The organism is Anabaena sp. 54 (assembly GCF_017355725.1).
In the GTDB taxonomy this organism is placed as follows: domain Bacteria; phylum Cyanobacteriota; class Cyanobacteriia; order Cyanobacteriales; family Nostocaceae; genus Dolichospermum; species Dolichospermum heterosporum.
The window spans coordinates 74328-81000 of sequence record NZ_JAAVWA010000024.1; the positions used below are offsets into that span (position 1 = coordinate 74328).

The window sequence follows — 6673 nt, forward strand, 5'->3', positions numbered from 1 at the left end:
AATAATAAATATGTATGACTATAGTTTATGAATGCGAGTTCTAAATTTACTCTGTCTGATGAGTGAATTTTGGGGGCTAAAAGGTGAATTTTATGCAAATTTTGCATAACACTGATGTAGTAGATGCACCGATTAGGAAACTGGCATAGGATGATCGGACATTATGTTTAAAATATGTTATTTGGGGTTTACTAAAAAGGTCTTTTTGTGATAGCGCAGTGTGACGTAAGTAGGTGAACACAATAAAACCAAACTGTGTAAAGAAACGTAGAATCACTGAAAACTTCTTTACTCTTGCCTCTTGCCTTGCTATAACGACAATTTTCAACGCCAACCTACTTAAGTCATGGGATAGATGAAGAATTGACAAAAGGGTATGTAAATTCAGATATGCTTAAGCCATGCTTACGCTATGAGAATTTGAGGTGATGATTCACTTTTGCTGCAACTAATGAGAGTCTAATTTATGCCGGCGGAACGTAAAGCCATAGACATAATTGTTTTTTGAGAATTGGCTTCTGGACAGTTATCACCTGGGCATCTTTGGGTATAATTGCCATCAGGTTGTAATTCCCAGGCATGACGATTATCTGCTAACATAATCCCTAAGATTTCTTGTAAATCTTTGGCAATTTCTTGGTCTTTGATGGGGGTAATAACTTCGACGCGACGATCTAAATTACGCCGCATCCAATCTGCGCTGCCGATATATATTTCTTCTTGGTTATGATTGTAGAAGTAATATATGCGGGAGTGTTCTAAAAAGCGGCCAATAATGCTGATAACGCGAATGTTGTCGCTGAGATTTGGTAGTCCGGGACGCAAACAACATATTCCCCGAATAATTAGGTCAATTTGAACCCCAGCGCGGGATGCTTCGTACAGGGCAGAAATTATTTGTGGGTCAACTAGGGCGTTCATTTTGGCGACTATGCGACCGGAAAATCCGTTTTGCACATTGTCAATTTCGCGTTTAATTAATTCGAGAAAGCGATCGCGCATATTCACAGGTGCTACCATAATTTCTCGATAGGATTTTTGGCGAGAGTAGCCTGTTAAGAAGTTAAACACATCTGTTAAATCTGCGCCTAATTCTTCTCGACAACTAAATAAGCCTAAATCTGTATAGAGTCGTGCGGTTTTGGGGTTGTAATTCCCAGTCCCAATGTGTACATAACGGCGCATTCTGTCTTTTTCTCGTCGCACTACCAAGACGATTTTGCTATGGGTTTTCAAACCGACTAAACCATAGACAACATGAACACCAACTCTTTCTAAACGTCTTGCCCAATAAATGTTATTCTCTTCATCAAACCGGGCTTTTAATTCGACTAATACGGAAACTTGTTTACCATTTTCTGCTGCTGCAATTAAAGCATTAACTATGGGTGAGTCTCCAGAAGTCCGGTAGAGAGTCATTTTGATGGCTAGGACGTTGGGATCATGGGCGGCACTAGTAATAAAGCGCACTACTGTCCCGGAGAAAGATTGATAGGGATGATGAACTAGCAAATCTTTTTCTCGAATTATGGAAAAGAAGTCTTTTCCTTCTTCTTGTTCAAGAACGTCAGTATCAATACAGGGTTCTCTGAGCCGTTGTAAGCGGGAAGGAACGACGGATTGACGGGGGAGATCTTTAAGTTCTGGTAGTGGTAGTGCCAGAAAGTACATTAAATCCCGCAGTGCCAACAGACCATCAACTTCATAAATGTCGCTGTTGGTGAGTCGTAAATCTTCTAAGAGACGGGAACGCACTGATGCAGGGGTTTGGGAGCGAATTTCTAACCTGACGGTATTCCCCCCCATGCGGCGTTTGCGAAGTTCCTGTTCAATGGCTAATAACAGGTCGTCGGCTTCATCTTCCTCTAATTCTAGATCAGCGTCGCGGGTAATGCGGAATGGGTGATATTCTTGGATACTCATGCCGGGAAAGAGAGATTCTAGGTTATGAGCGATCGCTTGTTCTAAGGGAATCCCTGACCAGTTAGCAATTTTCCCATTGTCTTGAACTCTCAACTCTGGGGGTAATGGCAAAAATCTTGGTAAGACTTGAGGAACTTTAACTCTGGCAAAAAACTCCTCTTCTGTATCAGGATTTTTGACCACCACTGCTAGATTTAAACTGAGATTAGAAATGTGAGGAAAGGGATGACTAGGATCAACAGCAAGAGGAGTCAGAACTGGAAAAATCTGCTCTTCAAAATAGTTATCTAGATAACTTCGCTGTTTGGGATTCAATTCTATGTAATCCAGAATATAGATTCCCTGCTGGACTAACAGTGGTCGCAGCACTTCCTCAAATTCCGCATTGTGCTTTTTGAGTTGGGGATTCAAATGCAAACGAATATCATCTAGTTGTTTCTGTGGTGTCCGGCCATCAGGAGTTAATAAATTAACAGTGGCTTCTACCTGTTGCTTTAAACCTGCCACTCGTACCATAAAGAACTCATCCAAATTGGAACTAAAAATGGCTAAAAATTTCAGCCTTTCCAACAGAGGAGTTCTGGGATCACAAGCCTCATGTAAGACCCGATTATTAAATTCTAGCCAACTTAACTCACGGTTGATGTAGTATTGTGGATCACTCAAATTCATGGAAGCAGAATTTTTTTTTGGTTTCGCCATAATCACCTAGAGATAGGTAGACATCGTCTATAGAGCGTGAATATCAATATCTTAATTGCTACTGCATAGATTTTTACACTTCTTGATCTAGAAACCTGATTAAGTTGGCAATTTGATATTCTTATGTATAAAAAAATAATTATTTTTAGATAAAATTTCTCAGTTTCAGTGTTTTAATCAAAACCGAGTGACTGATTGAATAACATCAAGCAAGGATGGGAATTATGAAATCATAAGTAATGGGACAGAATTAATTACACAATTGATTTTTCTGTTCCCTGTTCCCTGTTCCCTCTCTCAACGAGTGAATTTAATTTTGTCCGACTACTTATTCAGCTTATTTTATAAAGTAGATGCCGAAAACCCTTGAAGATGCGTTATCGTGATTTTTGCAAAGACGACTATCCTCCAGAGGATGAGGTTCTTTGGGTTTAGCAGTGATCATAGGTGTCAACTTAACGCAAAACCGACAACCCAACTGGGAATTAATTCCCAGTCTAATAGCAAAAGTCATCTCAAGATGACTAAATAACCGTAAAAATTTTTAAATTCTTTAGTAAACTTCAGTTTACTTTGGCTATTAGACCGGAACTTAAGTTCCGGGCGGGTTTAGATGCTAAACAAATAAGCTATTTGTAGCCTAAGTTGACACCAATGAGCAGTGCTAAACCACTACAAATCTGTGGTTTTCGTGATTTTACAAAAGTCCATGTCTCAACCGTTTTTAGTATAATAAATAACTGAGTTTCCAATTTTTCTGTAGTGAACTCGCGTACTCACTCACCGGAGGTACTTAGGCTCATAAGTAATTGGACAAAAATATTTACAGTCATTGCGAGGGAAGGGAAGCAATCACAACCCTTGGAATTGCTTCATTTCACTTCGTTCCATATGGCTAACGCCACGCAACGCTTACGCAATGACATTGTGTAATTAATTCTGTATCACTACTTACTATATTGAGTGGAAGAATTGCCGATCTTAGAGATATTGTTAAAATAGCCGTATAACACTATCTTGCTAAAAATTTACAGCACTTCCTGCTGTTATGAGGTACAAAGTTTCATCGCCAATCCTGTAGGGGCGCAGGGTCTGCGCCCTTAATTGTATTGCATTCAACCTGCAACTGCTGTATATGATCTCCCAACAAATTGAAGATCAATCTCAACAACTTGAGTCACGAGTTGCAACCTTAGAAACAGAATTAGCACAAATGAGACAAATGCTATCTGTATTAGTTCCTAACAAAACTCCTTGGTGGCTGAAAATTGCTGGTAGCTTTGAAAACGATCCTCACTTTGAGGAAGTAGTTAAGTTAGGGAAAGAATGGCGTAACTCTGCTGAATAGCTTAATCTCATGTATATTCTTGACACCGATAGCGAAGCGCTGCTGCAAGCAGATAACCTCAGCTTTATCCGGCGTAATGGGCAGGAAGGAAAGCAAATTTTAGCGAGGCTGGCAACCATACAAGAGAACGAAGTGACAGGTTATCAATTTATTCATTTTATGTCTATTTATCTGTTTCAAGCTACTCGTCGCCGGTTGGCAATTTGGTACACGGCTATAACGGCAATTTTACTATTATTATTTGCTAGTGGAGTATATTTATATGTTCGTAGTACATTGGTTGAGCGCATTGACGATACACTATATCATGTGGTGGAAGTTGTCGAGCGCTCTTTGGTAATTGAACCGATAAATTTTCACCCAAATCAACTGCGAATAAATGTAGAAGCTAGTTTTCCTAATAATGCTGAAAGTGCCGAAGATGATCGGATTGATTTAGAGTGGTTTAGTTCTAATGGTGAATTATTATGGTCAACTTTTTCGGAAATATTAGATATTCCTATTCATACTCATCATACAGGTGAAACTGTGCGAATAGAGGGCATGGGAGGATGGGGAGAATCTGCACAGTTATTTAGACAAGTTACGAAAAGGATAGAAAAAGGAAGACAAGTTTTAGGATATTTACGAGTTAGTCATCCTTGGTTTGAGGTGACGAAACCTAGCCGGGAATTAATTTTTGATTTGGCTTTAGGTATTAGTTTAATGCTATTGTCAGTGGCGGCTAGTGGTTGGTTTTTATCGGGTAAGGCGATGGAACCTGTGCGAGAATCTTATCAACGCCTAAAACAATTTACTGCTGATGCTTCTCATGAATTAAGAAGTCCGATTGCTTTAATTCAAACTAATGTTCAAATTGCTTTGGCTGATTTGGATGCAGGGGAAGAAGAAAAAAATACGGTTGAATATAAACAACAATTAAAGGTAGTAGAACGACTTACTCAAAGATTGGGGAAGTTAGTTAACGATTTGCTATTTTTGGCTAGACAAGATAGTGGTATTAGCACGGATTTATTTTCATCTTGTCCTCTTGATGCTTTATTAATGGAAGTTGTGGAAGAACAACAACTGGTAGCTAGAGAAAAACAAATTAATCTGGTTTTGAATTTAGTTGATTCTGCGTTGACAAAAGTTAATCCCGAATTACTAGAAAATTGGTTTACTCTCAGGGGGAATTGGGAGCAATTAGTCAGGTTATTTACAAATTTGATTGGTAATGCTTTGCAGTATACTCCACCTCAAGGAGTCATAAAAGTGGAGTTAGAAAGAATAGAGGGGATAAATCGAGTTACAGGAAGGCGTTACACTAATTCTCATTTACAAATAAAAGTTAGTGATACTGGCACTGGTATTCCTGCGGACGCGCTACCAAAATTATTTGACCGCTTTTATCGAGTTGATCCAGCACGAACTCATAGAGGTGGGAAAACCGCTACAGCCACAACTACTGGTTCAGGATTAGGATTAGCGATCGCTCAAGCCATTATCGAGCATCATCAAGGACAAATTCAAGTAACTAGCAATCTGGGCGAAGGTACTACTTTCACCGTTATTCTGCCAATTTTGTCCCAGGAGTCAGGAGTTCAGGAGTTAGGAGTTAGGAGTTAGGAGTTAGGAGGAAGAATAAAATTACCCAATGACCAATGACCACTGACTAATGACTAATGACCATCCTATCTGATTTTGTTAAGCTATCTTAAGCGAAAGCGTTAGCGATAAGATTCCAATATTCGGACTAGAAGGTGGTAGTGTGCCAAAATATATTCGGTTAATTTCGCTTTTAGTGGCAATCAGTTTATGGAGTTTGCCAAAAGCTGCCCATGCTCAGGCATTCATTCCGCATACAGTGCAAGTTGATAATGCTCAGTTAGAGAAACAGGGCTTGAGTTTAGCCCAGGAAGCGGCTCAATTAGCTCAGTTTCAGCAAGTTGAAACAGCTTTAGTTAGAGCGCAATTGGCGGCGAAATTAGCCCCACAGAATGACAAAATATGGTGGTTACTGGGAAGTTTACATTTACAAAATCGAGATCTTGATCAAGCTGTCATCTCCTTGAACAAAGCCCAAACCCTCAATCCTAAAAATCCTGAAGTGCTGTTTGCATTGGGTTCAGCCAAATTTCAAAAAAAAGATTACCAAGGAGCTATTAGCCATTATCAAGCGGGTTTGAAATTAAAACCCAATTATTCCGGGGGTTTGTTTGATTTGGGTAATGCCTACCTTATGTTACAGAAATTCCCAGATGCGATCGCTCAATTTAATTTAGCAGTTAACCAAGATAAAAAGTTTTGGCCAGCAATTAACAATATTGGTTTAATCAAATACGAGCAAGGCGACATTCCGGGCGCAATTCAGCAATGGCAAACAGCAGTTAATATTGACAAAAAAGCCGCAGAACCTTTACTCGCTTTAGCCGTAGCATCCTATAATCAGGGCGATAAACAAAAAAGTTTAGAAATGGGAGTATCCGCACTCCGCATAGATTCCCGTTATGCCAATTTAGATTTTCTCAAAGAAAACCTATGGGGCGATCGCCTACTTGCAGACACCAAAAAATTCTTAGAAATACCAGAAATTAAATCAGCGTCACAGCCAAAGGAGGAAATACCCTAATAGGGGGAGTGGGGGGAGTGGGGGGAGGGGGGGAGAGGGGGGGGGGGGGGGAGGGGGGGGGGGGGGGGGGGGAAGGGTGGCGGAAAGCG

General features: G+C 40.0%; 4 protein-coding genes. 3 read left to right on the forward strand and 1 reads right to left on the reverse strand.

Going from position 1 to position 6673, the window contains the following annotated elements; genetic code table 11:
- Window positions 1-459: 459 nt before the first annotated feature.
- Window positions 460-2625: a polyphosphate kinase 1 gene (gene ppk1, locus HEQ36_RS19030; RefSeq protein ID WP_053537859.1), complete on the reverse strand. Its 2166-nt coding sequence runs from the start codon at window positions 2623-2625 to the stop codon at window positions 460-462.
- A 1135-nt stretch (window positions 2626-3760) separates the two neighbouring features.
- Here ppk1 and HEQ36_RS19035 point away from each other — a divergent pair.
- From HEQ36_RS19035 to HEQ36_RS19045, 3 genes are all read left to right on the forward strand, one after another.
- A complete protein-coding gene (locus HEQ36_RS19035) occupies window positions 3761-3973 on the forward strand; it encodes a hypothetical protein (RefSeq protein WP_053537858.1) in 213 nt (70 codons plus the stop codon).
- A gap of 171 nt (window positions 3974-4144) precedes the next feature.
- A complete protein-coding gene (locus tag HEQ36_RS19040) occupies window positions 4145-5581 on the forward strand; it encodes a cell wall metabolism sensor histidine kinase WalK (RefSeq protein WP_053541162.1) in 1437 nt (478 codons plus the stop codon).
- Window positions 5582-5723: 142 nt separating this feature from the next.
- A complete protein-coding gene (locus HEQ36_RS19045; RefSeq protein WP_168636289.1) occupies window positions 5724-6584 on the forward strand; it encodes a tetratricopeptide repeat protein in 861 nt (286 codons plus the stop codon).
- The last annotated feature ends 89 nt before the right edge of the window (window positions 6585-6673 follow it).